The following is a 26,487-nucleotide window of genomic DNA, read 5'->3' on the forward strand; positions in this document are numbered from 1 at the left end:
CTTGAAGCTACCTTTAGGTTTAGTTCAACATCGTATTACCACAAATAGTGAAGAATAACATCAAATAATATAATTTCTCGGGAATCTATTTTATAAAGGCTAAATTTTAAAATACTTATATTTTTTCGAGTATTGCGATCGATAATAGCAATTTTAAAATGATGATATTATTACTTTTTAATCTTTATATTGCATATCGCAATATACAATATGCGTTATGAAAGGATTAAATATTCATATGAAACCTCAAGATATACTATTGCTGCTAAAGCTTATTAGTCTTGATGATGTCACCTGGAAACAAAAATATGTAGCCGAAGCTTTAGGGATGAGTCAATCTGAAGTGAGTGAATCGGTAGCCCGTTCTAAATATTCAGGTCTATTAGATCCTAAAGGAAAAAAAGTAATGAAACTAGCTTTCATTGATTTTTTGCAATTCGGATTAAAATATGTTTTTCCACAAAAACCGGGGCCGGTAGTACGTGGTATTCCAACTTCTCATTCAGCCGCCCCTTTAAAGGATCAAATAAAAAGTAGTGAAAATTATGTTTGGCCTTCTGGTAAAGGAATGTTGAGAGGGCAAAGTATAATACCTTTATATTCTTCAGCTCCGGATGCTGCTTTAAAAGATAGTATTCTGCACGAATTATTAGCATTAGTAGACGCAATTCGTGTAGGAAGAGCGAGAGCGAGAAAGAGCTATATCTGAGCTTAGAAGACGTATATAAGGGAAATAGAACTATAAATATCGCTATGATTCTGTATTTTTTAATTAGATTCACAGAAATTTTTACAATCAAATCTATGAAGTTCGTGTTGTGAATTGCTTTCAGAATTGTATTTTTAATCAGGATTCACAGGACGTGTTTATGGAAGCATTTACCACAATCCGTTGTGAATTGCTTTCAGAATTGTATTTTTAATCAGGATTCACAGGTCTTACCGCCTGATTTTCTTACGGCTGCAGTTGTGAATTGCTTTCAGAATTGTATTTTTAATCAGGATTCACAGGCCCGCCTTCGTTTTTTAGATGTTTTACCGTGTTGTGAATTGCTTTCAGAATTGTATTTTTAATCAGGATTCACAGGTTTTTTAAGTTGTTGTTTTTCGACACCCATGTTGTGAATTGCTTTCAGAATTGTATTTTTAATCAGGATTCACAGGCTACAACCGCAAAGTAGCTTCCCACCGGCAGTTGTGAATTGCTTTCAGAATTGTATTTTTAATCAGGATTCACAGGACAACCAATTTTGCTACGTTGTAAAGCGTAGTTGTGAATTGCTTTCAGAATTGTATTTTTAATCAGGATTCACAGGTTCCAGTTCCTTTTTTTAATTCTCCATTTTGTTGTGAATTGCTTTCAGAATTGTATTTTTAATCAGGATTCACAGGCTGCGTAATGACTTATAGCAAGAACATTTTGTTGTGAATTGCTTTCAGAATTGTATTTTTAATCAGGATTCACAGGGGAAGATCTGAAAGCTCTTTACAGTCAAATGTTGTGAATTGCTTTCAGAATTGTATTTTTAATCAGGATTCACAGGACCTGGTAGTTTGTATCTGGAGCTGCACCGGTTGTGAATTGCTTTCAGAATTGTATTTTTAATCAGGATTCACAGGTATAAAACCAAACTTTGTTACCGTCTAATGGTTGTGAATTGCTTTCAGAATTGTATTTTTAATCAGGATTCACAGGTCATTGCATCGCGATTAACCGATACATAGCGTTGTGAATTGCTTTCAGAATTGTATTTTTAATCAGGATTCACAGGGGTACTTACCGATCGCTTATCAATGACCTTGTTGTGAATTGCTTTCAGAATTGTATTTTTAATCAGGATTCACAGGTTTTCAATAATGACTTTGTACCAGGCGGTAGTTGTGAATTGCTTTCAGAATTGTATTTTTAATCAGGATTCACAGGTTTGAACTTTGATATGTATCGAATGGTACGGTTGTGAATTGCTTTCAGAATTGTATTTTTAATCAGGATTCACAGGTAAAGTCCATACACCATCTTGTAAGCCAACGTTGTGAATTGCTTTCAGAATTGTATTTTTAATCAGGATTCACAGGATTAAGAAGAAGACGAAGGCGTAGCCTTTTGTTGTGAATTGCTTTCAGAATTGTATTTTTAATCAGGATTCACAGGGGAAGTCATTCAGCTGCTTATTAATATTCTGTTGTGAATTGCTTTCAGAATTGTATTTTTAATCAGGATTCACAGGACCATTACTCGGTCGCCCGCTATAAATGGAGTTGTGAATTGCTTTCAGAATTGTATTTTTAATCAGGATTCACAGGTATTTAAATGAATGGGACTGCCCAGAAGTTGTTGTGAATTGCTTTCAGAATTGTATTTTTAATCAGGATTCACAGGGGAAACGCCGATAGATCTATAGCGATGCCGTTGTGAATTGCTTTCAGAATTGTATTTTTAATCAGGATTCACAGGAAGCAATTCTTGCATTTTCAAGTCGAACTCGTTGTGAATTGCTTTCAGAATTGTATTTTTAATCAGGATTCACAGGTGCAACGCTCTGGATAATAACGATAACTCCGTTGTGAATTGCTTTCAGAATTGTATTTTTAATCAGGATTCACAGGCAGAGCTGGCATTTTGAACGCCTTTAATAGGTTGTGAATTGCTTTCAGAATTGTATTTTTAATCAGGATTCACAGGAGACCTTCTTAGATCATCGTGCAGCGGTAGTTGTGAATTGCTTTCAGAATTGTATTTTTAATCAGGATTCACAGGCTAAGTGCTGAAATTTTACTTTCAAAGTCCGTTGTGAATTGCTTTCAGAATTGTATTTTTAATCAGGATTCACAGGCTAACACAGTAGACAATGCACAAGCAAATCGTTGTGAATTGCTTTCAGAATTGTATTTTTAATCAGGATTCACAGGAAAAGTAGAGAAAACAGATTTTAAACGTGTGTTGTGAATTGCTTTCAGAATTGTATTTTTAATCAGGATTCACAGGTTGTTTAGTGGTATTAAACAAATGTATACAGTTGTGAATTGCTTTCAGAATTGTATTTTTAATCAGGATTCACAGGAATACACCGCGAGTAATACCCGTTTTCTGAGTTGTGAATTGCTTTCAGAATTGTATTTTTAATCAGGATTCACAGGAGAATACGAGTTACCAAAGCAGTTGGCACAGTTGTGAATTGCTTTCAGAATTGTATTTTTAATCAGGATTCACAGGTTTGGGTAAAGACGGTGTCGCCTGTCATTTGTTGTGAATTGCTTTCAGAATTGTATTTTTAATCAGGATTCACAGGTTTCGTGAGGCTGTCCCCCACCAGCGGTATGTTGTGAATTGCTTTCAGAATTGTATTTTTAATCAGGATTCACAGGTCTATAATCATATTTGATTCCACCTGGTTAGTTGTGAATTGCTTTCAGAATTGTATTTTTAATCAGGATTCACAGGAAGGAATAGAGAATTTCACCAATGAACTTTGTTGTGAATTGCTTTCAGAATTGTATTTTTAATCAGGATTCACAGGAAAACCCGTTTGAATAGCTCAAACGGGTTGTTGTGAATTGCTTTCAGAATTGTATTTTTAATCAGGATTCACAGGAAAAGCTTATAAAACGTCAAAGAGCTATGCGTTGTGAATTGCTTTCAGAATTGTATTTTTAATCAGGATTCACAGGATACCCGCTATAAAATGCTGGTATCCTGTTTTTTAAGGTGTCTCTTAGAATTAAAAAACAAGAAGCTTTTGAGATGTCTTGACTACATTCAATGGGAGATTTGTAATCCTAGAAAAGTTCAAGTTGTTGGGTAGGAGCCTCTGGGGCGGTTTCCTTTCTTCCGTGAAAAAGTTCAATCATCCCAAACTGCTTATCGGTTATTTGCATAATACATACTTTCCCTTTTTTTGGAAGGTTTTTCTTGGTCCGTTTGGTGTGTACATCTGCATTTTCTCTGCTGGCGCAAAACCTGGTATAAATTGAAAACTGGAACATTCCAAAACCGTCATCAAGAAGGTCTTTTCTAAAACGGTTCGCTGCTTTTCGTTCTACCCTGGTTTCCGTTGGAAGATCAAAAAATACTAATACCCACATACTTCGATACTGGTTTAAACGTGAAAATTTTTCATCCATATAGTTACTATTGAATTTTCAATTTTATCCAAACCGCATATCATTATTGGTAAACTGGATAAAGAATCCTTCGGCTTAGATTAGCAAAACACTCGTAAAGTGAATTAGTCGTCCTACTAAGTGCTACCATTAGCGGACTCCATTTTCCATCAATAAAAACATCTAAAGCAGGAATTTTTAGAAGTTGGGATTTCAAGTCTGTAGTCAATTCGTCAATATTCTTTTCCGTAACCACCATTTCATAAACCAGGTCATCTACATAAATGCGATAAGGTTCCATAATATCATCGGCCAGGGCAAAGGCATTGTATTTATTATGATGAAAGATTCCCACACCTGGCAATAATCCGGAACTAATTAGCGCTCTTGCAGTAATTGCTCGTAGAATCGCATACCCATAGTTAAGTAAATTGTTAGGAGGGTCTCCGTGCCGATATCTGGTAAATCCTTCTATATCAAAAAGATTTTGCCAATAATGAGCAGCTGCAACGGCTTCATGATTTTCGGTATCGCCGCTTTTTACTTCTCCAGCCCAACGCACCAGTTTTTTATGGTTTTTATTTCTTTTAAAAAGGTGTTGCCCCTGGTTATTAATTTTAGCACTAATGGTTTGCTGCCATAGATTTTTCTTTAAAGGTAAACTAGCACTGAGTTGCGCCGAAAAGCGTTCTGTTTGTTCCGTATGCCCCACGAGGGGTTGCAAAATAGAGCAGGGTAAGTGCTGTTTATCGCAATTTACTACCGCAGCCTTGTTCTGAATAAGTTTGGTTATTAGTCCGTTGGTTAGAGTAATCTGCGGGTTTTCTAAAATCACCATCCCAATATCTTCAATAGGTACTGTTTTATCTTCTTTTCCTTCTTCAGGGAAAGAAACCACTAACTGTTCATTTTTTGTGCTTAAGTAAGCTGGATTGGCGAAAAAGAGGCTGCGTTTGATCATTTGACGATCTTTTTAATATTCCCCAAACGATCAATTTCGAGTTTCCAGCAGATATTTTTAATCATATTATCTTCAATATCTTTTTCCATCTTGTTTAATGCGGAATACTCCACTTTATTTTGAATTACAGTAGAAACTTGATGTTTAATAAAAAAACATTGAATTCCAGTACTGCTTACCATTTTATAGATTTTCTCTTTTTTTAGATTCTCAGGGATGACGTCTGAATCTATATCCTCTCTATCAGGAATATAAACCAGATCATTCGGCGATAGGAAGAATAAAAATTTGCCTTTTGTATGATCTATAGGTATTGGTTCTTTGTCCTTCATCGGGATGTGAGCCATTTGTTTTTGATGCTCTAAAACCTCGTTTAAAGGGATGGTTTCAAAGTTTCGCTTTTTCTTCTTATCGTCCCAATAAACCGCAAAGAAAAGATTTGTTCCTTTTGCAGCTTCTACATACTTATCTGTTTTATTACCTCGTTCCCCTACACTAAATTTATTACCTACTTCATATTGTCTTACCTTATAAATGGGCTGGTGATTTTTACCGCTGTTTAATTCTTTTATATTTTGATTCAAATCAGTAATTCCTTTAGGACTGAATGCTTCTGCGAAATCTTCCTTCCCATTTTGATCTAGATAGTTTTTGACATGGTTCCTTAGAATTTTTTGTATGCTCTTATCAGTAATTTTATCTATATGTTTGTGGTTTTTTATATCTGAAATATTCGTCCGTGTGGCAGTAGCCACTTTTCCTTTGGGAGTGGGGATATCAATTAATCCGGAAACAGTTTCTTTGTGAAGTGGTTTTCTAATAGCAAAATTATTTCCCTTTTGAAATTTTAAAGCTTTTTTCCACTGTCCATTTTTCTTTTCCCAATGCCAGGTTTTGTTGTTGGTTCGATTTATTACCCGGATATTCTTTTTAAAGCTTATGACAATTTCTTCCAGAGCATTTTTGGCATCTATTGTAAAGCCTTCCCAGGGCTGTTTGTAAGATTTTGCAACGGTCCGTTTTTTACCACCTAATTCTATATCTTTAGTTTTGCGTAATTTTTTCACTAAACTGTGGTTTTTACGTTCGGTGTTAATTGAGGTGATATAATTAATATGATCTTTCGTTGTGCAGGCAATTACTAAAGCATCTAAGGCGTGGTGACGGTGATCTATGCGTTTTTTGCTGAAGCCTGTTTCAATATCCTTAGGAACTTGTGTTCTAAAAGCATTAATTTTATTATCCCAATAGCCGTAGTCGTTAGATTTTGTAATTTCGTTCATACGTTTAAAGCGCGGAGCGATAATTTCATTCCATTTATCGTTTAGCCCCCAATCTTGTTTAAGTTGACTGGTTATAGCTCCATTTACCGGTACTAGGTTCTTTACTGTAGCTTCTCTTTCGTTGGGTTCTCTTAGAATATTGCTTAATAAACCTTTTATAAATTTGCTTATATATCGGCTATCATTTAGTTGCCGATTAATAAAACCTTCTGGAATATCCTCGCTCAACAGGTACTTTAACTTTGTTCGATTTTTGCTATAATAGCTTTTACAATGGGCTTCATATTCTTCTACTGTGAAAATTGTACATTCTTTGCCGTTTATTCCTAATTCCGGCACAACACATCCTCGGCTGTTATTTATAAACTCATATGCGGTCTGATTATCTTTATAAGGATAGGGGTTAATAGCACTTTCACAAATAACTTTATTATTAAAAGAATCATCAAAGAAACGTGATTGCGGAATTATATGTTCAATTTGATAATCTGTAGTGAATAGTTTACTCATTGGAATTATATTTCCCGTATATGGTGAACGATACCCCTGTTCTAACCATAATTTATAGCGTAAAATATCTTTCTTGGTTGGCGAGTTCTTTTTCCTTATCGCTTCAATTTCATCTTCACTTACCTGATCGTATTTGGCGTTAAAATAAACACCTTCTTCATATAATTTTAGAATTTCTTGTTGGTTGGGGGAATAAGGTTTTACTTCTTCAACACCTTCATCTTGTAGTTCTTCTAGAACCGCTTTTATACGCAGGTTTGTATTCTCCCGTTCGTTATTTTGATTGCTTAATCGTTGCCTTTTTTCAGCTGAATTTTTCATTTCTCGACCTAATTCGACATGGATTTCAGAGAAAAAATCAGCTTTACTATTACCGTAATATTTCCAAATATCCCTAACAACCCTTAAAGTTTCAGTAACAACTTGCTCAACAATTGGATTTTTAAGTTGATGTTGCTTAAAGGTTTCGTTTAAATAAAATTCGATGTCTGATGGTGATTGCCAATTGATTATTTCAGAAACTTCTGAATGCCGCTCGTAAACAGCATAACAGGCTTGATAAGTATTTAAACCTTCAAAAGGATTTTTTTTATTTTCAGACTTGAGAAAGCTTTTTAGTACTTGTTTTTTATAGGCATCATCTGCAACTGTCTCAATTTCATCTTTATTAAAATTAATAGCTCTCAATCGCTCCTGAATATCCTCTATCCGATTTTTAATTTCAGGTTTTAGAGATTCCTCATTCCAATATTTTCCCATCCGCATTAGCGGTAAAAGTTTTTTAATAGCTTTTTCTGAATAAGCTCCGTAATCATTTGAATAAGGAGCTATTTTCTTGAAATTTTCGACAAATTTCGATTCTGAAATTCGCTTTTTTCTAGCAAAAGTGCCTAAAGCTTTTTCGAAATCTTTTTTGTCTTTTACCGAGTAAACAATATGCCATAAATCATTTTCAGTTTTTTTATCAAAGAAGTTTTCTTGTATGCCTTTAAGTTTTTTTAATCTTGTCAAAAATTCGGCTCGCGTCGTATTGCAGGGATATTTTTTGTCCTCCACATAATTCCATCGGTAGGAGGGGGCATCTTTCTTTTGTTTAGGGATTAACTTTAAATCTGAAAAATATTTCAGTAATTGGTTTTGGTCTATTTCTTTTCTATTGTTCAAAAAATCAAATAACTCAACTATAGATTTGGTATCGGGTAATAAGTGGTTTGTGATGTCTTCGTCAATCTTTGCCTTTTGCTTATCTAAAGCAATTTTCTTATAAATTCTGAGGTTTTGAATAAACTGCCATAATCGAAATTCTTGATAAAATGGATTAGATTTAGGAATTCCCTTTAATGGTTGTTCTTGAATTTCTCCGTCTTTTTGGAAATACCTTTTCTCATAGGCGCAATTTGAAATGGTAGATTTTTTGGTTTTTAAGGGGCGTTGATAGAAAATAATATCCTCTACGAATAAATAGGTGAAATCCTTTTCCTTAATATTTGATTGATGTGCTTCATTTCGCGGATATAACTCGTTCAGGCATTTCTTATATAAATCTTTATTTTCTAATTCAGGATGAAATTCCTTTTGAACTTCTAAGATTTTTATAAGTTCATTTTTATAGTATTTTCGGTCAATGGTTTTTACCAAATTACCTCGTATTTTCTGACTGGGTTTTTTGAGCAGAGTCTCATAAATGAATTCACCTACGGTTTTGTTAGTTTCATCTATGTTTTGTTCTGTTTTCTTTTTGATGGCAATCCAGTCTTGTTCAGAATCTACTTTTTTAAATGTACGCTTAAGACTACCATCTTTATTAGTTTTAGTAGTAACAATAAATTCCCGCTCCTGCTTCTCCCAGTCTTCTATTTTGGTAATTTCGCGATCATACTCCCACCCGTTTTTAAAAATAACTTTGTAAAGTGGCTTTCCTTTTACAGCTTCACCAGTATTAATTAATTCTTTCACCGTTAAAGAAACATATTCCTGGTTTTTTTCAATTTCTTCTTCCTCTCCACGCAACTGATAATAGCCACGTTTTTGATTAAAATTTAAAATTAACCAAGCAAGCTCTTCTTTTGATATTTTATCTTTTAATGCTTTTTTGCGCAAATAATATAGAGTCCAATCATAAGGAATTTTCAGGTCAGGATGTTTTATTTTAAAATCCTTTGCCATCTCATCAAAAGAATTCTGAAATATAAAATGATGTTTTGAACCGCCATTTAATATATAATTAAGCTTCACTTCTTTTCCAGGAAGGAACTGACCTAATTTGTTATGAAAATCAATGGATGCTGCATAGTGATCTGGAAGGAAGCCTAAAATATTTAAAACACGATGTAATCGTTGCCGACGTAATAAATATCGTTCATTTAGTCTTCGCATTCCACGATAACTAGTTCTCTCCGCTGTTTGTGAAATAGAGTTACCACTATCAAATTTACCAAGAATATCCTGACTCATAGGAATTATTCGAGTCCCCATGCCCAGAATTTGCCCTTCTTTTTTATTAAAATCCTGCTCTATAAGTGACCATCCAATCGAATTTGTTCCCAAATCCAGTCCTAATATTCGTTTCATATACTATGATTTTCGGTAAGTTAAGTAATACAAGTTTTATCCCTTTACGGAAATCCACATTGTACAATTCAAATATTTGTTTTATACTTGTTCTACAATTTTGAAGCAATTCACAATAAGGATTATTCCGTTGTGAAAACATTTAAAGCGGCCTTAACGGGTCGCTTTCACTTTTTGGAACGGTAGGGTAAGTCATTTATATTAACATAATTACTAAAAATAATTATGATTTCCTACAAAAAATAAGGGAAAACCCGTAGTTAAATAAAATTTTTGAATTCTTTTGAAATTTTCTCCACGACGTATGCAGGAATATTAAGCTCTTCTGATATTTGCTGCCATTCAGAAATCTGCTCCTGGACTTTCTCTATAATACCTTTCGGATTTTTAATCGAAAATTCTTCTGCCAACCCAAGTAGATCCTTTAGCTGGATATTATCACGTTTATTATTAATAGACAACGCACGGCTGATTTTATGATAATTGAAATCTACGTTTAAGGGGTAAGTGAGATCATAAGCTGGAGCCAGGTTCCATTTGTCAGAATTTTTATCATAAATAAAAGAATGATTTTTTAAGTGATCATCAATATTAGCAAAGACCAAATTGAAAACCAATCGCTTATAAAGTTCCTGAATCTCATTGTATGGTACTTTTAAGTCCAGTGCTAATTTGAAAAGATTTTCATAAGATGAGTTGTCTGGTTTTTGAAAGTCCCATCCGGTCAAACCGCTTGCGGTTAAAACGTGTTGTTTTGTTCCATTTTGCCTATCATATCTCAGCGTGGTGAAATGTTTATCGTTGATAAGTTTAGAAGGCATCATTGTTATTCCTGCAGCGCTAGCCATCTTGTAGTAAGCATATTCTATAACTTCTTTATTATAATTACCTTCGTTTAAAGAAAGCTTTACCAGGTAATGCTTGTAATCTTTAGAGGAAACAATATCCCCCGGACTTATCTCTCCTGTTTCAATGTTTTCTGAAATTAAAAGTTTCGGTCTGGCTCCACCGGCAGAGGTGCCCATTTTAAAAATATTGAGCAACGCGAGATTATCAAACTTCCTTTCTGAAGTTTGCTCTTTTTGATCAATTACCTGTTTGAGTACATTAACTATTTCTTCAAGGTCAATTGCTGAAGTTTTGGGAATATCTTGGGCAGGTTCATATTCCAGAGCACCCATTCCACGATTGGCTACATAGGTTAACTGCTCCAGTGGGGTGAGTTTTGCCTTATCTTTGTTATTAGCTTCAAACCATTCCTTGAAAATAATATTTCCAAACATATCTGGAAGGGAATCTGCTATGGCCGGAGGTAATCCTTTAAAAGTATTTCCTTCATATTCGGAGAATACCTGAACAGGTTTTATTCGTTTAATGATATACGGGAAAATGTTTTGTAATTGATTTGTTTCTAAAAACTCTGGATTATACTGAAAGAAACTTTTCCGCTGATCCAAATCGTAACCTAACTTTCCAATCTCCCTATCAAAAAGCTTTACATTTAGAATAGTATTTTTAGCCATAATTAGTTAGTATAAAGACCGACTGGTATTTTGATCATTGTAGGATTTCAAACTATTATAAAACTTATCAAGATCATCGAAATGATTGGCAATTTTTAAAACGGTGTCAATTGTTGAATTTTTCCCACTTTCAAACTTTTGAATGGTATAGCGTGATATTCCTAATGCCACAGCTAATTCCTCCTGGGTTAATTCAAAACGATCCCGTTGAAATTTGCACCATTTTCCAAGTTCTTCTTTAGTTTGTTTTATAGTAACTAGCTTTAGCATGATGTATGTTATAATAAACAAATATAGCTAAAAATGCTAATATGTGTATTATAATAAATACAGTAATTAAGTTTAATCTGTCCTTTGCCCCCATATCTACCATAACCTTGCGCCGGATCCTATGCTGTTTTTATAGTGTCCGGGAAGTTAAGCGTTAAGTAAAAACAGCATAGGGCGCATAGTATTGTGGTTCTTTTATTTAATCTATTTAACAGCATTAGCCGCAAACTAAGAATCATTGTTCTTATTTATAAAAATCAGGATGTGTATCGTCTTCCTCGTAATCCCTTTTCCGATTCTCGTAATTATTTTTGGGATCTGCAGCTTCTATTAGGGATTGTAAAATGGCTAAAGTTGGGTTTATTTTATTCTTTTCCATATCCTTCAAAAGGGCGATTACTGCATTTATTCTTTTTTTAATAAGTTGTTCAAGGCTCACTTTTGAAGGAACTAAGGTCTCAAAAGGGGAGAGATTATTTTTCTCAAAAAAGTCGAGAATCAAGTCTAAAGTTTCGGACTGGTTACAATTATTCTTTTTGGAAAACTCCCGAAATCTTTTTGCTGTACTTGCTTTTACTTGAAGCCTTGATTTTGTCATAATGGATACTATTTCAATACTTACTGGCTACAGCCATCTCGATTTTAAAGAGCCTTCCAGAGGGGTATATCCACTGGGGTGGATATTTTTGTGTCTTTTTAATTTTTAAACAATTGAATAACAGGAATTTGAAAAATATAACCTTGCGCTAGCAGGTTACCCTCTTGCTATTCAAATTCCTTTCGCTACGCTACTAGAATTTAAACAGCTTTTTATGAGTTGTCTTAATTTTAAAAATCAAACTTTTATTGAACACTATAAGCCACATAAAAAATCCCTGTATCATTAAAATGATTTACTTTATTTGAAAATTTAAGTTCAAAAGATGTAGAGGAGGTAAGCCAAAATATTCTTTTAGGGTTGGTTTTAGAATTCATTTTTGATTACTATTTCTGAATTCCAATCGATCATATTTTCTATTTTTGGCTTACTTCCGAATCCTATTTCTGGACGAACCTCTTTTTCCTAAGCTGTAGCTTTTACGAAGGCGTGGAAAATGTGGTGAGGACTTCTTAATACTAATCATTCTCGCCAACTTCTACCTTCCCATTTAATGATATTGAACATTTCCGGCAACCGGTCTCCAATATGATGTCCATACCGGGCGGATATAGCTGATGGATTTTCATTGGTGGTCACAAAAGTTTTTAATCTTCGCCGGTGTCTTTCATAAAGCAATTTTCCGATGATCTCTTCCCGGTTATAAGCCTTGTTTTCTTTACCTACATCATCCAGGTAAAGTTTTCCGCGATAATAATCTTCCAGTTTAAAATTGCTGTTTTTATTCTGTTGCGATTCGTAATAACGGGTCAGTAAATGAACTGTCGAAATCTGGGGGAACCAAAGTTGTGTACTTCGGGTTTGCTCTAGAATTATTCTTCCAATATGATGAAGGGCATCAAAAAGCGTGGATTTTCCTACGCCGTAACCTCCGTACACCAACAATCCTTTGTCAAGTCCTGGTTTATTTTTTATGATACCAAACTCATTAAAATCTTGCTGTTGTAAGAAATACCGGAAAATGCTGAAAATTACGTGTTGGTTTTCCTCCGTTATTTGGAATTCGGGATACTGAGTACGAAATAAATTCCAAAACACTTGTTTGCTAACCAGAGTTCGTTTAAAGTCAGGTTGCCTATTTTTTACAACTGACTTTGATATTATATCTGGAAACTGGGTGCTAGTCATAACTCTGAATTTTATGCTGAACCTGTAAGTCCATTGTTTTAAGTCTCATCGGCTTATTTCCTTGAGCAATTAACTGCCCAATTTTCTCCCTGAGTTTGTGGGTGCTTAGGATTATTCCTTTCCAGAATTCTTCAGAACCATTTAGCAACTCATAAGCAACCTGAAGTTGTTCTTCTGAAACACCATCTTTTTCCAGCATCAACCGAATTGGTTTCAAACAATCCTCGAATCCCGCCTGATCTAATTTTTTTGTTGGGGCGCCTTTATTTTTTAAATTTTTTAAAAAGAGTTGCTGAAATTTAAATGCCCAGTTGAAATAGCCCAGATAGTTTTCTGGAATTTCAGATTTATCAACTTTTAGAAATTCTTTTTTATTTAAAGCTTTAAGGTTTTTTAGTTTAAGGTTTAATTGTTTATCTATACTCGCAATGCTTCGGACTTGCTTTGAGCATTGCTCAGACACTGCTGTGTGCAATGCTCTGTCCAATGCTTTAGGCGGTGCATTGGTATTTTTTACCAAAGCAATAATGTTGGAGGTATATTGGTTTTTGCTTTTCTGGACCCATTTAATAAATTCCCAGTCAACCAGGTCTTCAAGCGCGCGGATATAAGTTTTATAATTCCTAATTCCCAAAGCTTCCATTGCCAGGTCGGTTGGAAAACCAAAGTTTTCTTTCCAACCTAACCTATTGCAGCGTTCTATAGCAAAAAAGTAAATAGCGGTATGTAAGGGTTTAACTTTGTTGGGATGATTAAAACTGAAATCAAACCACGCCCTTGAAAATTCGTATCCGTTCATAGGAATAAAATTTATGAGTGGATTGAAAAATCCATTTTAATGGATCGGGCTTAAATCTATAAGTGCCTGTTCAATTTCGCTTCGCTTATAATACACACGTCGTCCCAATCCATATGGTTTCAGTTTGCCCCGTTTGGTCCAGTGGTGTACAGTTGAAAGGTCAATTTTAAGCATTTTAGAAACTTCAGTTCTTGTGAGGTATTCTTCCGGTTCCTTTGGGCGAAATTCTTTTTTAAGGATTTCAATTTCTTTCTTCACTCCAAGTAGAATAACGTTTACTAATTCTTCAGGAGTAGTCTGGTGAAGTTGGATAACTTTTTTCATTACATTGTGTTTTTTTGGTTTACAATGCAAATCAATAAAATCTAATGGCATACCATTGGCATACTATGTCGTTAGTACGTTGTAACTTTAACTTTTTCTTAACTTAAGATCGGTTGATCCATTGTTTCAAATGGAATTCCAGCTCGTGAATTAGGGGTGTTAAATCTGTGGAACGTTTTCTTATAGATTGAAGTTTTTCACGCTTGTCAAAAGGTAAATCTAATAGTTGCTGGAAAAAGTCAAACACTTCCTTTTCAGATCCACCATTAATTTTTTTAGCCTGGATAAGTGCTTTAATCAACTCGGCCAGTTCGAGAGGAGTACCCAGCCACTTAATATGATTTTCCTGTTGGATTCCTTTCAATTCCCGGTCATGTAGAATACTATTTACTTTAGAATGTTTATCAAGGCTAAGAATAGATTTTTTGAAATCTGATGTCTCTTGTTGGGAATATTGTGGTAACGAATTATGGAAGGTGAAAAAGTCGGTGATAATATTATCCTTCTCCGGAATATGAAATTCAGCCAGTTTATTATGAAAAGCTTGAATAAAATCATATTCAGGAAGAAGGTTAGGTTGACTTTGTATTGGTAAGCTAGGTAAATTTTTATCTACAGCTAAAACTCCTGTTATTTGCTGAACAATAGCTTCAAATAATAGGAAGTGGTATTTTTCTTTTGTTTGTAATGGTACTCCTTTATAGAAAAGAGGTCTTTTATAAGTAGTATTAAAATAGGCCTTGACCTGGTAGGGTAGAACTTTATAATTATTGATGAAAATTAGAATATCGTAATACAGATCCCTCATAAAGATTTCCATATCAACCTTAAAATATCTTCCGTGGGCTTTCTTAAAATAAAAATCATAAAATGCGGAATTGATATCGATTTCCAGAAATTCCTTTAAGGAGCATAACTTTAAAATTGGTAGCTGTAACTGATTATATTCAATATTTTTCGGCTTCATATTTTTAGATTGATATGATCCACATTAATTTCCATTTAATTAAAATCAACTTTTAGCCGCCAGTTTTTCGTATAAATCTGCTATTTGCTGGGCACTATCCATAGCAGATTTTCCTATATATCCTAAGAACATTTTTTCCGTACTATGTGCGGTGATTCTCATTAATAATGGTGTGGGAATTATACCGTATTGGTTAGTTGCAAAAGTCCTTCGACATACGTGAGAAGTAATCAATTCGTGTTTGGGAAAAGTGCCGGTTATTTTCCTTTTAGTGCCTTTCTTTTTATACCTGCCTTTTTCATCTTTTTCAAGTATTTCACCATTTTCATCAAGCATAACTATTTTAGCTCCTTCTGTAAGTGAATTTATTCCAACCGTTTTACATAGAATTTTTAAATCGTTATTAAAATTTTGAAGGGCTAATGGATAGGGTAGTCCTTCTTTTAAAATTTCTTTGGTAGTAGGAAGCACAGGTATAGTAACATTTTTGCCTGTCTTCTGTTGTTTCAGTTCAATTAGGTCCAAGCTGTTTCTTGTAATAAAATTATCTTTCGATAGGCGGAGGAGATCACCTCCCCTTTGACCAATATTGCAACCCAATAAAAGCCATTTTCTAACATTCTTAAGGCTATCAGATTCTAATTCTGCCTTTTCAATTCTATGAAGTTCATCCGGAGTTAAATAAATGATGAAGTCATTTTTTGTTTTCCCTCCTTTAACCTTCTTAAGTTGATGACTAACTTCTAAACCATTTATTTCAGCATCTGCACAGACTGACTTGAGATCATCAATTTTTTTTCTGGCATAACCTTCAGAATAATTCTGTGAACTGAGCAGCCAATCCAAAAATTTTCTACCAAATTTGATATTTACATCTTTAACTCGATACTTTTTACTCCCTTGGTACTTTTTGAAAACGTTCAAAAGGTTCTTATAGGATTTAACCCTACTTAAAGAGATTCCCAGGCCTCCTCTAGCGTTTTCTCGGGTATGAGCGTTGTCTATTAATTCTTGAATACAATCTGTTATTAAATCACTTTTAATTTCATCATCTTCGTGTTCATCTTCCTCTGGATTGTAAAAATTAATAAGAATTTCTTTAAGCCAACTTTTCTGTTCAGGTTTGGGTTTTTGCTTCTTATACTTAGAAAGAACAAAGTCTTCTAATTCGGACAGTTTTGAATTAACTTCGGCTATTTTTCTTTTGTCAACTGCATCTAAACCCCGCCTTTTATGCCTTGTAGTTTTCCAATATTCTTGTGGAACCTCCAACTCTGTTTTAGCTTCAAATTGAAACTTTTTGTGATTTTTATCCTTATCTTGTAGGCGCACTGTAAGTGGAGCATATTGCCTCTTGGAACGGTAAAGAAAATATATTGTAGCCATAAGGATAAATTGAATAAATATAAAGATAAGACATATTCATTTTTGTTGTACGCAAAATGTACGCACGAGCAAGAATATAAAAGAGTTTAACGCAATCCATATCTAATTATCCAGGGACAACATATTGCCGGAAGCTGTTGATTTTACTAAGCTTATACTGGTTTTTGTAGATATAGGAAATGAACTTAAAATTTTAAGGAAACACTACCGTCCCGAGTACTTAAAGCCTTGTTAATCATTTGATTTAAACGTTAGGTTTTTTCGACTTTTCTTAAGTAATACTCGTTTTCGAAAAAAAATCTATTGAAAATCAATATAATTATAAATTCGAACTGAAAAAAATATCCCAATATTGGAGATTACTTTCCGTAAGAATAAGTAGTGATGCTGTCATTGTTAGGAACAACAAGAAGTAGGTTTTCGTTAGCCATTGGGATCGAGACTGTTCTTTTTATTTGTTGATCGAAGGCTTTGATTCCTAAGTTGGAGACTTCTTTGTAATCTGAGATGCTTTTCACGAGCAAACCTTTTAGAGAAGAATAGCCTCCGTGATAAGTGTTTACCTTGTAAGAATTCCCACTTACCAATAATTGTTCTTCTCCATCTATATTGAGCACCTGAAATGAGTTGATGGGTGCGGTTTGAAATGCTTTTGGGAATTCAATAAATTCAGTGAATTCACCATTATTGTTTTTGAGATAACCAGAAGCTAGCGTATTAACCTCATAAATTTTTGCTGAGGACAATGCTTCAGCAGTAAAGATTTCCTCCATGGTTTTTAAAGAAAACTCCTGATGTGTGGGGAATTTTTTGCTTATAGAACTCATTTGGGAAGCCAATTCATTCCTGGAGTTTAATGGGTAATATTTTCCATCTTTATTGTACGCAGTAATCGTTTCAAATTTTCCATCCTTATTAAAATCAGCGTAATACATTCTTATGGGAGCACCTTCTTTTGCTTCAAACCTGGTATTTAATCCCCAATTTCCCAGGAGGATGTCTTTATTTCCATCCTTATTAATATCATAGAAAGCAATGCTTTGCCATAATCCTGAGAGATTTTCCGGTAATTTTGCGGCTTTAAAACTCCCCTTTTCATTTAAATAAATTTTAGGGGTGTCCCACTCGGCGGTTATTATTAAGTCTGGGTATCCATTATTATTTATATCTTCTGATTTAACAGCGGTTACCATAGCATTTAATGAAAAATCTGGATCTTTTAGGAAGTTGCCTTTTTGGTCGTTTTTAAGCAGATAAGAAGACACTTGTTTTCCAAAATTGCCTGGTTCAGACAGATTCCCTATAAAAAGATCATCAAATCCATCCTGATTGTAATCCAGGCTTACTACTGAAGAGGTGTTCAGGTTATTATTCGGTATAGTGGCAGTAGATTCTTTAAATTCCCCATTGATATTTGTGTAAAGTCTGTCTTTCTCAAAAAACTGTATTCGGTTGGAATTTATTCCGGAAGCGACATACAAATCGAGGTCTCCATCATTATCAGCATCAAAAAATACCGCGTCATTATCCTCAAATTCTGCGTGTCTTGTAAACACATCATTACTGCTTTCTTCCAGGCTTTGTCCATTATTAAGGTAGAGTTTAGCAGGTTGGCCGGAAGCCCCACCAATATAGATGTCATCAAATCCATTATTGTCTATGTCGCCAATACTAACTGCAGGCCCCTGCATAGAAACAATATAAGGTATCAATTTTTCCTGATGAAAGTCATCATATTCATCTTCTTTATGAGCGTGGCTTAATGCTTTTGTAGGTTTAAAATATTTTTTTTGCTGTTTATCTTTATCATAATCATAATTCTTAGCCTCTTCTAAATAAACTATTTTTAAATGTTGATTTTTTTCTGGCTGCTGAATTTTTTGATAGGTATTATTTGGCCAAATAATATAAATTGAATCGATTTTCTCTTCGGTTTTAAGCCCAAAATGGAGTTTGTTTTCTACTGAAGATAGAAATCCTCTTGAATTAAATAATTGCTTAAGTTGCTTTTTTTCTTTTGAAAAGAGTATGGCTTTTGTTCCTAAACCATTTATGTTTTTGGGATATTCAAATTCCAGAGAAATATAGTTTCCTGAAGCATTGGTAGTGTTCTCATAAATTCCGGCTTTTTCATTTAAATTATTAACCACAAGATCCAGGTCCCCATCCAGATCTAAATCTACATAAATGGCGCCATTAGAAAAGCTGGCTTTATCTTCTAACCATTCACCAGTCTTGCTTTCAAATTTATTTGAATTGCCCATAAAGATTTCATTAGAAACCTTTCCTTCGGGCATCTCATCTTTAGAGTTGTAAAGCCATTTCATTCCTTCATTTGGGCTTCTGTTTTTAAATGCAGTAGAGACAATATTTTTAAAATCGAGGTCATTTGGTCTACGAAGAATTCCATTGGAGATAAAGAGATCCTGATGCCCGTCGTTATTGAAATCGGCTAATAATGGTGCCCAACTCCAATCTGTTGCAGCAATTTCATTGTAAAGGGCCATTTCCTGAAAATTAGAACCTCCATTATTAATTTGAAGCATATTTCGGGCATATTGATCGCGGTAGCCTAATTTTTTTAGCCGTTTCTGCATATTATACATCGCATCATCGCCTTCACTTTCTTTAATTACTTTTTCTTCTTTTGGAAGCATATCCAAAGTAATTAGATCCTGATACCCGTTGCCAGTAATATCGGCGGCATCACTCCCCATAGAAAATCTGCTTATTGCCGAAAATGCAGAATTTAAGGTTTCGGTAAAAGTGCCATCCTGGTTGTTTATATAATAATAGTCATCTTCGTGAAAATCGTTACAAACATAGATATCTGTCCAACCATCATTGTTGAAGTCTGCTAAACTTGCACTTAATCCATAACCATTTATACCTCCATAAATGCCTGCTTTTTCACTTACATCGGTAAATTTTCCGTTGTTATTTTCGAGAAGGACGTCCCCAACCAACGCTACCCTTCTGTTTCTTACCTCTGCAGGACCATGAGAAAGCGTGGTATGTATTGCGTGATTAACAAGGTATACATCGAGGTCTCCATCATTATTATAATCGAAAAAGTAGGCCTGGGTTGTGTAACCCTTAAAGTCTAATCCATATTCTGCCGATTTTTCACTGAATGTGCCATCGCCATTATTGATAAAAAGCTCATTATGTCCTTCAAAATCAAGCAGGCCAGATACGGCTGAAACATAGATGTCTAGCAATCCATCGTTATTAATATCTACCATGGTGACTCCGGTATTCCAACTGGATTTTCCTCCTACATTTGCTTCTTCAGTAATGTCCTCAAACTGTAAATTACCTTTATTAAGAAATAGCTTGTTTTTACCCATATTAGAAACAAAATAGAGGTCTGGAAGGCCATCATTATTTATATCTCCTGCAGCTACACCTGCGCCATTATAGTAATAAATATAATTAATTATACTATGCTCTGGATCTTCTATAATTTGATTAGTGAAATCAATTTTAGTAGATTCTGGAGAAAGTTTGTTTAATAAATAATCATTATTTTCACTGAGCTCAGATGATTTTTTACATGAACAACATAGAAGAAAAATTGTAACTAATCCTGATGTTAAGAGTTTCATATATGTTTAACTTTAGAAGGGCTGCTAATATATTAATTTAAGATAAAATTAACTATTTACCTAGGCCTTTTGTTAAAAAAAATGAATTATTGAATCAGAAGTAGTTTTTCCCTAATAGTTAGAATCGGAACCACTAATTTAATTATTAGTCTTAAGTCTTTTAATCTCCATTTTTCTGAATTGATGTACTTGAACCTTCAGGAGGATAGCTGGATTTATTTTTGAGTGCATCAATTTGTTCTCTGGTAAATTGTGGAAGCGGCATTTCCCGTTCTTTTTTCCAGTTTTGAACTTCAGCTTCGGCTTCAGCCGATTTTTCTTTGGATAATCCCTGATCTTTCCCGAAATAAATAGTTTGAGAAGGGAAAGCAAATTCGGTACCGCTGCGATCTACAACGTCCATCATTCTTAGCATTAGGTCTTCTCTTATTTCCAAAAATTCATTAAAATCACGAGCCTCCAAATATGCGAAAATCTCAATATCTAAAGAATGTGCAGCAAATCCTGTAAAACGAATTCTAGCGGGATCCTCATAAACCTTTGGATGCGCGTAGAGAACTTTTCTTAATTCTGTAAGTAAAAATCGCAATTGGTCTGGCGAAGTTTCGTATCTAAAATTTAAAGTAGTTATAAATCTGAATTTATCCCTATGGGCATAGTTCTCAATAGTATCAGATGAAAATGCACCGTTGGGAATACTAACTATAGTGCGGTCTAATGTGCGAATTTGGGTAGACCGAATTCCAATTTTTTCAATATTGCCAGTAATTTGCCCAACCCGGCAAAAATCCCCAACCCTTATAGGCCTATCGGCAATTAAAGTTACGCTTCCTACGAAATTCTCTATGGTTTTTTGAGCACCAAGTGCAAGAGCAATACCACCAATACCTAATGCGGCAAGTCCCGTGGTAACATCAATTCCCACCGCTCCCAAAATTGCAATTATTCCGAAAACAACAATGGCTATTTTAGCTGCACGCTGAAGGAATAAAACTATAGATACCCCAGCAGGATTACCTCTTAAAAGCATTTTTTCCTGGCTAAATTTTCCTATAAAATCTGATAGGCGCCATAGAAGAAGAAGTATGGCCGCAATTCCAACTATAATAGTAATAACGCTAAATTTCTGACGCAAAATAATTGAAAGTTCAAGATTTCTCGACAGGGCTACAAAAATCCATACAGCTATATATAGTTTTAGCGGAAGTTTGAGTGCAACGAGAATCCCGGCAACTGGTGCTTCCCTGGCTTTTTTCCATAATTTCTTTAATAGAAATATTATGATAGAAATTATTAAATAGGCAAGAATATAGCTTAGTGCTATTAGTAAAAGAGCAATAAACCATTGCCCGGCCGGGACGCCACCCCAAAGATACTTTTTGAAAAAATCTGGCATTATTTGGTCTATTAAAGCAGTGTTTTTAAGACTAAGTGAGCTTACTGAACTCACGGTTTCTGAAGAAAATAGCCAAATTGGATTTCCCGCCTCGTCCTCATACTGTTTTAGAAAAATTTCTATTAACTCATCATCGGCTTCTATGCTTCCTATTTTTTCCAGGTTTTCGTCTATTCCATCATCCAGTTTTCCTGCGGGCTCATCGCTAATCAAATAATAGGGCTGAATATTTCCTTTTTGATCAAATAATCGTTGTAAAACCTGGACAACTTGCTCTTTATCCTCATCCGAAGAAATTTCTGGCGGAAAACTTAGAAATCTGGCAGCACGATTAAAATCTTGCCCGGCCATAGCATTTATAAACCCGTTAACACTGCCTCGGGGTGTTCTTCGTTTTAAAGGGTCTTCCGGAATTTTCTCTGTTTCCTGATCTTTTTGATTGGTAGATAAAGGAAATTGAGCTTGAATACTTGTGCTTGATAGCAAAAGTAGTATAGTAATTAGAACCAGATAAATTGGGTTAGATGGCTTCATAAATTCAGGGTTTCAAAACTTAATTCGAATATAAGAAATAGTTTTTACGGCTTGAACTATTTGCATTTCCTCAAATAAGCTTTTGATATTAATAAAGCTTCCTTAAAACTAAGGCTTAAAGTCTTTAAAGAAGGTTAAATAACTTTAAGCCAAATTTTTAAACTGGTAAATTCAGATAAAAGTTTTCAAAAAATATAAAAATGGAAAAGACAGTAAAAATTAAAGAAGTTAAGTCGGTTACTCATGATGTTAAACAATTTCTAGTAGAAAAACCAAATGGCTATAAATTTACACCGGGTCACGCTACCGAAGTTTCTATAAATATGGATAAATGGAAAGATGAAAAAAGGCCATTCACTTTTACTAGCCTGAATGAAGATGATTATCTAGAATTTACCATTAAAATTTATCCAGATCACGATGGTGTAACTGAACAATTGGATGAATTAAAACCGGGAGACGAATTGATCGTTCGTGACACCTGGGGCGCCATAGAATATAAGGGTCCCGGATATATTATCGCTGGAGGCGCAGGAATCACACCTTATATTGCGATGCTTCGAGAATTTAAGAAGAAGAACAAATTAGATGGTATTAAATTGATTTACTCTAATAAGGCTGATAAGGATATTATTCTAAAAGAAGAATTAGATGCCTTGTTGGGTAACAATGCTACTTATGTAATTACCGATCAAAATGATACTCAATTTACCAAGGCTTATATTGATGAAGATTTCCTGAAGAAACATATTGCTAATTTTGAGGAGAGATTTTATGTATGTGGTCCTCCTAAAATGACCGAAGAGATAGGTGATATTTTAGAAAAATTAGGTGCACATACAGATGCTATAACTCTGGACGATCAATAAGTGTTCAGCTTAAGACCTAAAACCGTAGACCAATGCTGGCTGTTTAATTTTATAAAACTGCCAGCAAATTTAAACTTACGTATATCGTATTTTAATTAATTTAGTGTTCTATGATTTTTTTCGAAATTAATAATCCGGGGCTTTTCCTTATTTGTGTGCTTATCTTTTTTGCTGCCGTTTTTCTTAGATATTTGATTTCTGCAGGCATATTTTACTGGTACTATTACCGGCTAAAAAGCGAGAAATTTAGAAATAAGAGATTAAGTAAGCGAGGTTTTAGAAAGGGGCAGTTAAAAAAGGAAATCTACTGGAGTATGTGGTCTTCGGTTATTTTTGGTTTTTTTGGTGCGCTTACTTATTTCCTATGGCAAAAAGATCTTACCGCAATTTATCTTGAACCAGATAAATTTGGATATTGGTACTTGCCATTAAGTTTTATCCTGCTTTTACTGCTTCACGAAACATATTATTACTGGGTGCACCGTTGGATGCACAAACCTGGAATCTTTAAAAAAATTCATAAAGTACATCACGATAGTTTGGTGCCCAGCCCATGGACGGCTTTTTCTTTTCATCCATGGGAATCTTTATTGGAAGCACTTATTGTTCCGGTGATTTTACTCGTTTTACCAGTTCATCCATTTATAATTGGTGTTTATTTACTTTTTATGACGCTTAGTAGTGTAATTAATCATTTAGATATTGAAATTTATCCTGATGCGTTTGTAAAAAGTCGCTTTGGAAAATTATTTATTGGGGCAACACATCATCATTTCCATCACGCTGAATTCAAAACCAATTTCGGTTTGTATTTTACTTTTTGGGATCAATGGATGCGTACCGAAAGCAATTCGAAGATTTCTTCTGAGTAAGGAAGGCTGATTTGAGAAGCTATTATATGTCATCCTGAACTTGTTTCAGGATCTAAGATGTGAACATTTTAATTATGTTAGAAGCTGAAACAAGTTCAGCTTGATGGTATTGCCAATTTAGATTCTTCCAGTGGGATTGTTTCAACCTTTTATCAGGTTTGCTTATCTTGAAGCCAAAATAAAATTCTATGATCAAAAAATTACCAATTCTGGGGCTGGCGGCTTTACTTGCAGCGGGCTGTGGAAGTGAAAAATCTATTTTTGAAGGGAAAGATAAGTCTGCAGAAAATGCTCCTGAAAAATCAAGGAAAACCTCAAAATCTTACAATCAAATAATCACTTCAGATGCTGAAACTGATGAAGGTCTTTTCACCACTCATTTTGTAGATGATAAACTCTACTTTGAGATCCCCATAGATTTGTTGGAAAAAGATATGCTTTTGGTAAGTCGTATTGCAGGTGTGCCAGATGGTTATGGTGGCGGTTATGTTAATGCCGGTTCTAAAATTAATGAGCAGGTAGTGCGCTGGACCAAGCGCAAAGGCAATATAGATGTAAAGGTGATTAGTTTCGAAAATATGAGTGATGAAGAATCGCCTATTTACAAATCGGTGCAGGCTAATAACTATTTTCCAATTCTTTTTAGTTCAAAAATTGAAACCTATAACCAGGATTCTACTAGCGTAGTGATTGATGCCAGTGCTTTGTTTGAAAATGAAGTGCAGGCCATTAATGGGCTTTCTTCATCACTTCGTAAACGCTATAAAGTGAAAAAATTGGACCAGAGCAGGTCTTATATTGAATCTGCAAATTCTTACCCTGAAAATGTAGAGGTTAAGCACGTGATGACTTATGAAGCCGAAGAGCCACCATCCCGGGGCCAGGCGGGAACGATTTCAATGATGATGAATCAATCTATGATTTTGCTACCAGATGATAAAATGCAGCCTAGAATTGCAGACCATCGTGTGGGTTGGTTTACGATAGATAAATACGATTATAACTCAGAAGAATTAAAAGCCGATGATTATGAGCTGATTCGCCGGTGGAAATTGGTGCCAAAAGATATTGAAGCTTATAAGCGCTGGGAGCTGGTAGAGCCTGAAGAACCAATAGTTTATTATTTAGATCCTGCCACTCCTGAAAAATGGAGACCTTATTTTAAGCAGGGAATTGAGGACTGGAATGTGGCTTTTGAAGAAGCAGGATTTAAAAATGCGATAATTGCTAAAGATCCACCAACTAAAGAAGAGGATCCTGAATTTAGTCCTGAAGATGTGCGTTACTCGGTGGTTCGTTATGTAGCCAGCACTACCAGGAATGCGGTGGGGCCTTCGGTAACCGATCCCAGAACCGGGGAGATTATCGAAAGTGATATTATTTGGTACCACAATCATTTGCGTTCTTATAGAAATCGTTATATGATTGAAGCCGGAGCGCAGACCGAAGATGCCAGGACTTTAAATACCCCAGAATCTGAAATTGGTGAAATGATGCGTATGGTAATTGCACACGAGGTTGGCCACGCTTTAGGCTTACCTCATAATATGAAAGCGAGCGCTGCTTATCCCACAGATTCACTAAGATCGGCTGAGTTTACCCAAAAATACGGCTTAACACCATCGATTATGGATTATGCACGTGTGAATTATGTAGCACAGCCAGAAGATGAAGGTGTTCGATATATTAGAATGATGGGACCTTATGATTTGTATGCCATAAACTGGGGTTACAGATATTTACCTGAAGCCGAATCAGCTGAAGCAGAGAAAGAAAAATTAGATGAATGGATCCTGGAAAAAGCAGGAAATCCATGGTATGAATTCGGTAGTGGTTACGGTGGTGTAGATCCACAATCACAGCGTGAAAGCCTTGGAGATGACCAGGTGAAAGCCAGTGAATATGGATTAGCGAATCTTAAAAAAGTAGTTCCAAATTTAATTGAGTGGACTTCTAAAGACGGTTATGGTTATGACGATCTTAAAGAAGTGTACAGAGAGTTAACTTATATGTGGCGCGGCTATACTTCTCATGTTGTCGCAAATGTTGGCGGTGTTTATGAAACCCGAAAAACTTCAGATCAGGATGGTGTGGTTTACGAAAACGTACCAAAAGAAAAGCAACAGGAAGCCGTAGATTTTTTAAATGCGGAAGCTTTTACAACACCAGATTGGTTGCTTAATCAGGAAATATTAAACCGAATTGAAGCTTCTGGAGCTATAGAACGAGTACAGGGTTTACAAACCCGGGCCCTAACTAGCTTGCTAGATGAAGATCGTTTAAACCGAATAATCGCCAACGAAGAAGTAAATGGTGATAAAGCCTATACTGCGGTAAATTTGATGAGCGATCTTAGAAAAGGGATTTTCAGTGAACTTTATAGTAGAAATAAAGTTGATGCTTATAGGCGTAATCTCCAGCGTTCTTATGTAGATATTGCTTCAGAATATCTTAGAAAATTAAATGCTGAAAATAACGAGGACTTGTTGAAGTCTGATATTTTGCCATTAATGCGAGGCGAAATGCAAACTTTAAAGCGAGAGATAAATCGTAGAAAATCTGGGATAAATAATTCCTTAACCCAATATCACTGGGAGGATCTAATTGCCAGAATAGATGCTGCGCTCGATATAGAGTCTTAATGTTAGCATAATACCACTAGAAACCCCGAAAAGCATTCGTGTTTTCGGGGTTTTATTTTTTACTCGTTTCTGTTTAAACGCTTCA

At 34.9% G+C, this 26,487-nt stretch carries 17 protein-coding genes and 1 CRISPR repeat array; of the genes, 4 read left to right on the plus strand and 13 right to left on the minus strand.

Features of this window, described 5'->3' with window-relative positions:
- The first annotated feature begins 238 nt into the window (after positions 1–238).
- Positions 239–709, plus strand: a complete 471-nt coding sequence (locus FG27_RS12175) for a hypothetical protein (protein WP_037322237.1) — start codon at positions 239–241, stop codon at positions 707–709.
- 106 nt (positions 710–815) lie between these two features.
- Positions 816–3,669: a CRISPR direct-repeat array (repeat unit 46 nt; unit sequence GTTGTGAATTGCTTTCAGAATTGTATTTTTAATCAGGATTCACAGG).
- A 108-nt stretch (positions 3,670–3,777) separates the two neighbouring features.
- On the opposite strand, the gene cas2 is transcribed toward FG27_RS12175, so the two are convergent.
- The 13 genes from cas2 to FG27_RS12240 all read right to left on the minus strand — a co-directional run bounded on the left by cas2 (position 3,778) and on the right by FG27_RS12240 (position 22,019).
- Entirely contained in the window at positions 3,778–4,122 is a 345-nt protein-coding gene (gene cas2, locus FG27_RS12180; protein WP_037319466.1) for a CRISPR-associated endonuclease Cas2, read from the minus strand.
- Positions 4,123–4,165: 43 nt separating this feature from the next.
- Positions 4,166–5,062 (minus strand): type II CRISPR-associated endonuclease Cas1, encoded by an 897-nt coding sequence (cas1, locus tag FG27_RS12185; RefSeq protein ID WP_037319469.1) that lies wholly within the window; start codon positions 5,060–5,062, stop codon positions 4,166–4,168.
- Entirely contained in the window at positions 5,059–9,426 is a 4,368-nt protein-coding gene (cas9, locus tag FG27_RS12190; RefSeq protein ID WP_037319472.1) for a type II CRISPR RNA-guided endonuclease Cas9, read from the minus strand. The genes cas1 and cas9 overlap by 4 nt, the downstream gene beginning before the upstream one ends.
- Before the next feature lie 260 nt (positions 9,427–9,686).
- A complete protein-coding gene (locus FG27_RS12195) occupies positions 9,687–10,949 on the minus strand; it encodes a type II toxin-antitoxin system HipA family toxin (RefSeq protein WP_037319474.1) in 1,263 nt (420 codons plus the stop codon).
- A 6-nt stretch (positions 10,950–10,955) separates the two neighbouring features.
- The gene (locus tag FG27_RS12200; protein WP_037319476.1) at positions 10,956–11,219 is read right to left on the minus strand and encodes a helix-turn-helix domain-containing protein; all 264 of its coding nucleotides are present in this window, start codon (positions 11,217–11,219) and stop codon (positions 10,956–10,958) included.
- A 244-nt stretch (positions 11,220–11,463) separates the two neighbouring features.
- Positions 11,464–11,817: a BfmA/BtgA family mobilization protein gene (locus FG27_RS12205; protein ID WP_037319478.1), complete on the minus strand. Its 354-nt coding sequence runs from the start codon at positions 11,815–11,817 to the stop codon at positions 11,464–11,466.
- Positions 11,818–12,339: 522 nt separating this feature from the next.
- On the minus strand, positions 12,340–13,005 hold the full coding sequence (locus FG27_RS18690; RefSeq protein ID WP_051935835.1) for an ATP-binding protein: 666 nt from the start codon (positions 13,003–13,005) through the stop codon (positions 12,340–12,342).
- A complete protein-coding gene (locus FG27_RS12215) occupies positions 12,998–13,804 on the minus strand; it encodes a hypothetical protein (RefSeq protein ID WP_037319483.1) in 807 nt (268 codons plus the stop codon). The genes FG27_RS18690 and FG27_RS12215 overlap by 8 nt, the downstream gene beginning before the upstream one ends.
- A 36-nt stretch (positions 13,805–13,840) precedes the next feature.
- Positions 13,841–14,128, minus strand: a complete 288-nt coding sequence (locus FG27_RS12220) for a helix-turn-helix domain-containing protein (protein WP_037319485.1) — start codon at positions 14,126–14,128, stop codon at positions 13,841–13,843.
- Positions 14,129–14,231: 103 nt separating this feature from the next.
- On the minus strand, positions 14,232–15,095 hold the full coding sequence (locus FG27_RS12225) for an RteC domain-containing protein (RefSeq protein ID WP_037319487.1): 864 nt from the start codon (positions 15,093–15,095) through the stop codon (positions 14,232–14,234).
- A 45-nt stretch (positions 15,096–15,140) separates the two neighbouring features.
- Complete coding sequence (locus tag FG27_RS12230) at positions 15,141–16,481, minus strand: phage integrase SAM-like domain-containing protein (RefSeq protein WP_051935836.1); 1,341 nt, start codon at positions 16,479–16,481, stop codon at positions 15,141–15,143.
- 359 nt (positions 16,482–16,840) lie between these two features.
- A complete protein-coding gene (locus tag FG27_RS12235; RefSeq protein WP_037319488.1) occupies positions 16,841–20,089 on the minus strand; it encodes a VCBS repeat-containing protein in 3,249 nt (1,082 codons plus the stop codon).
- A gap of 160 nt (positions 20,090–20,249) precedes the next feature.
- Positions 20,250–22,019: a mechanosensitive ion channel family protein gene (locus tag FG27_RS12240; RefSeq protein ID WP_037319490.1), complete on the minus strand. Its 1,770-nt coding sequence runs from the start codon at positions 22,017–22,019 to the stop codon at positions 20,250–20,252.
- A gap of 200 nt (positions 22,020–22,219) precedes the next feature.
- On the opposite strand from FG27_RS12240, the gene FG27_RS12245 reads away from it, so the two are divergent.
- From FG27_RS12245 to FG27_RS12255, 3 genes are all read left to right on the plus strand, one after another.
- Positions 22,220–22,888 carry an FAD-binding oxidoreductase gene (locus tag FG27_RS12245; RefSeq protein ID WP_037319493.1) on the plus strand — a complete coding sequence of 223 codons (669 nt, stop codon included), beginning with the start codon at positions 22,220–22,222 and terminating at the stop codon, positions 22,886–22,888.
- Between the two features lie 110 nt (positions 22,889–22,998).
- Positions 22,999–23,760 (plus strand): sterol desaturase family protein, encoded by a 762-nt coding sequence (locus tag FG27_RS12250; protein WP_037319495.1) that lies wholly within the window; start codon positions 22,999–23,001, stop codon positions 23,758–23,760.
- Between the two features lie 188 nt (positions 23,761–23,948).
- A complete protein-coding gene (locus tag FG27_RS12255) occupies positions 23,949–26,402 on the plus strand; it encodes a zinc-dependent metalloprotease (RefSeq protein WP_037319498.1) in 2,454 nt (817 codons plus the stop codon).
- The last annotated feature ends 85 nt before the right edge of the window (positions 26,403–26,487 follow it).

This window comes from Salegentibacter sp. Hel_I_6, assembly GCF_000745315.1.
In the GTDB taxonomy this organism is placed as follows: domain Bacteria; phylum Bacteroidota; class Bacteroidia; order Flavobacteriales; family Flavobacteriaceae; genus Salegentibacter.